Origin of the sequence: Larkinella sp. VNQ87, from assembly GCF_049445795.1 — a bacterium.
Lineage (GTDB): Bacteria > Bacteroidota > Bacteroidia > Cytophagales > Spirosomataceae > Larkinella.
The window spans coordinates 1-2409 of sequence record NZ_JBMSDT010000033.1; the positions used below are offsets into that span (position 1 = coordinate 1).

2 protein-coding genes are annotated in these 2409 nt (G+C 56.4%); both read left to right on the top strand.

Annotation, left to right across the window (positions count from 1 at the left end; all coding sequences use genetic code 11):
• Positions 1-1545: triple tyrosine motif-containing protein (locus ACO2Q8_RS29305; protein WP_423348463.1), on the top strand; the 1545-nt coding region annotated here is incomplete at its 5' end.
• 90 nt (positions 1546-1635) lie between these two features.
• Positions 1636-2271 carry a response regulator gene (locus ACO2Q8_RS29310; protein ID WP_423348464.1) on the top strand — a complete coding sequence of 212 codons (636 nt, stop codon included), beginning with the start codon at positions 1636-1638 and terminating at the stop codon, positions 2269-2271.
• Positions 2272-2409 lie beyond the last annotated feature (138 nt).

Genomic DNA, 2409 nt, shown 5'->3' on the forward strand with positions numbered 1-2409 from the left:
CATCGGAACAATAATTTTCTGACCGGGCTGGCAACGAGTCCCAACGGACGTGTCTGGTTATCAACCTATCAGGGACCGTATGCGGTGGAAACACCAACGTACCGGTTTGTGCGGGCCGACGACCGGAATCCCAAAACCCGCCAGCCCGAAGAACCGGCCACAAACAGCATTCTGGTGACCCGAAACGGCCACCTCTGGGCGGCCCGCTGGGGGAGCGTCACCGAAAGTTCGCCCGATGGAAAGCTGCTAACGACCCTGACAGCCCGCGATGGCCTGTACGACCGTGAAAACCGCCAACTGGCCGAAGATCAGAACGGAACAATCTGGATCGGCAATTTTGAAGGGCTGCATGCGTATTACCCGAAAACCCGGCGGCTTTTCCGGCTCACCACCAGCGACGGCCTGAGCCGCAACAACACAACGGCGGCTCTTTATATGCATCGGGGCACGGAGCTGTTCATCGGGCAGGAAAATGGCCTGGATTACGTCGACGTACGGCAAGTCAACCGACGGTTTAAGCTGCCTCCCATCGTCATCAGTTCGTTTCGGGTCCATGAGCAGGAACGGCCCTTCGATCCGGCGCGGCCGATCCGACTCAAACGATCCGACGACGCGTTCAGTGTCGACTTTTCGGCGCTGACCTACAGCCGGTTACCCAACACACAATATGCCTATTTTCTGGAAGGGTTCGATACCCGTTGGAATTACAGCGGTTCGGAGCACCGGGCCTACTACACCAACCTGAGCCCCGGCGATTACACCCTTCACCTGAAAGCCGCCGACAGCTTTGGAAACTGGAGCCCCCGGCCGATGACGCTTGCGATCACGGTGTTGCCCGCGTATTACGAAACCTGGTGGTTCCGCACGCTGGCGGTTTTGGTGGTTGCCGGAATGTTGTACGCCCTGTACCGGTACCGGGTCAATCAGTTGTTGCGCGTTCAGCGAATCCGAAACCGCATCTCGGCCGATTTACACGACGAGATCGGTTCGTCGCTGAGCGGCATCGGAATTCTGGGCATGATTGCCAAACAGAACCTGCCCGCCGAGCATCCGTCCGGCTCGATGGTCGAGCGCATCGTGACCGAAACCCGGCACATCAGCACCTCGCTCGACGACATTGTCTGGAGCATCAATCCCCGCAACGACGAACTGACGAGCCTGGTGGCCCGCATGAACCGGTACGCAGCCGAACTGTTTGAAGCCTCAAATATTGCCTACGACATTCTCGTGCCCGACACCCTCCAGCAACTGCGGCTCCCGATGGAAAAGCGGCAGGATTTTTACCTGATTTTCAAAGAAGCTGTCAATAACCTGGTCAAACACGCCAGGGCCACGCGGGCGCAGTTGAAAATCAGCCTTGACCACGACCACCTGCAACTGGACGTGAGCGACAACGGCATCGGATTCGACGCCACTGCCGAAACCGACCGCAACGGGTTACACAACCTGCGGATGCGCGCTCAAAATCTGCACGGAACCCTCACGGTTCGTACGGCTCCGGGTCAGGGGACGCTGTTGCGGCTCCGCTTCCCGGTTTCGGGATGACGCAAAAGGGTTATTGACAAACTAGCGCCAACCCGAGTTCTTTGTACCTGTAGAAAGCACGCTTACCTCCGGTTTTCATCCAGCCAGCTCATGATCACGGTTTCCATTTACGAGGACAACAACCAGCTCCGGTCGCTGCTGGAACTGCTGATCGGCAATACCGAAAATTTCTCGGTGGTCGGTTCGTACAGTCATGGTCAGGACATTACCGAACAGATCCTGATCGACCGGCCCGACGTGGTCCTGATGGACATCGACATGCCGGGCCGCGACGGGATTGAGTGCGTCAGCCGGATCAAGGAAACCAACGCCAGCATCCGGGTGCTGATGCATACGGTTTTTGAGGACGACGACCGGCTATTTGCCTGCCTGAGCCACGGAGCCGATGGTTATTTGCTGAAGAAAGACACCGCTACTCATTTGCTCAATGCTCTGAGCGAGGTGACCAAAGGGGGCGGCCCGATGTCGCCCAGCATTGCCCGGCGGGTTCTGAAAACGTTCCTGCACATCCCACACGCGAAGCAGGACGATTACGGCATCACCGAACGGGAACAACAAATACTCCAACTTCTTTCGCAGGGTTATACGTACCGCATGATCGCGATCCAGTGCCAGATTTCGGTCGAAACCGTCCGGCGGCACCTGAAAAACGTCTATCAGAAACTGCACGTCCAGTGCGGCACCGAAGCCGTTGCCAAAGCCATTCGGGAGCAGTTGATTAAGTGAGGGGCGGTTTTTCTGATGTGTATTCTTAACTTTCTTGCTTGACAAAGTTAGTATTTTTAACTTTGAATAAAACCAAGAAAATGAATGCTAATCAAAAACTCGCTCAGCACCGTCTCAGTGTGCTGGAACTAGCCCAAG

Excerpts from the sequence above, each read along its gene's own strand:
- ACO2Q8_RS29310 (WP_423348464.1), top strand. The coding sequence starts at position 1,636 with ATGATCACGGTTTCCATTTACGAGGACAACAACCAGCTCCGGTCGCTG.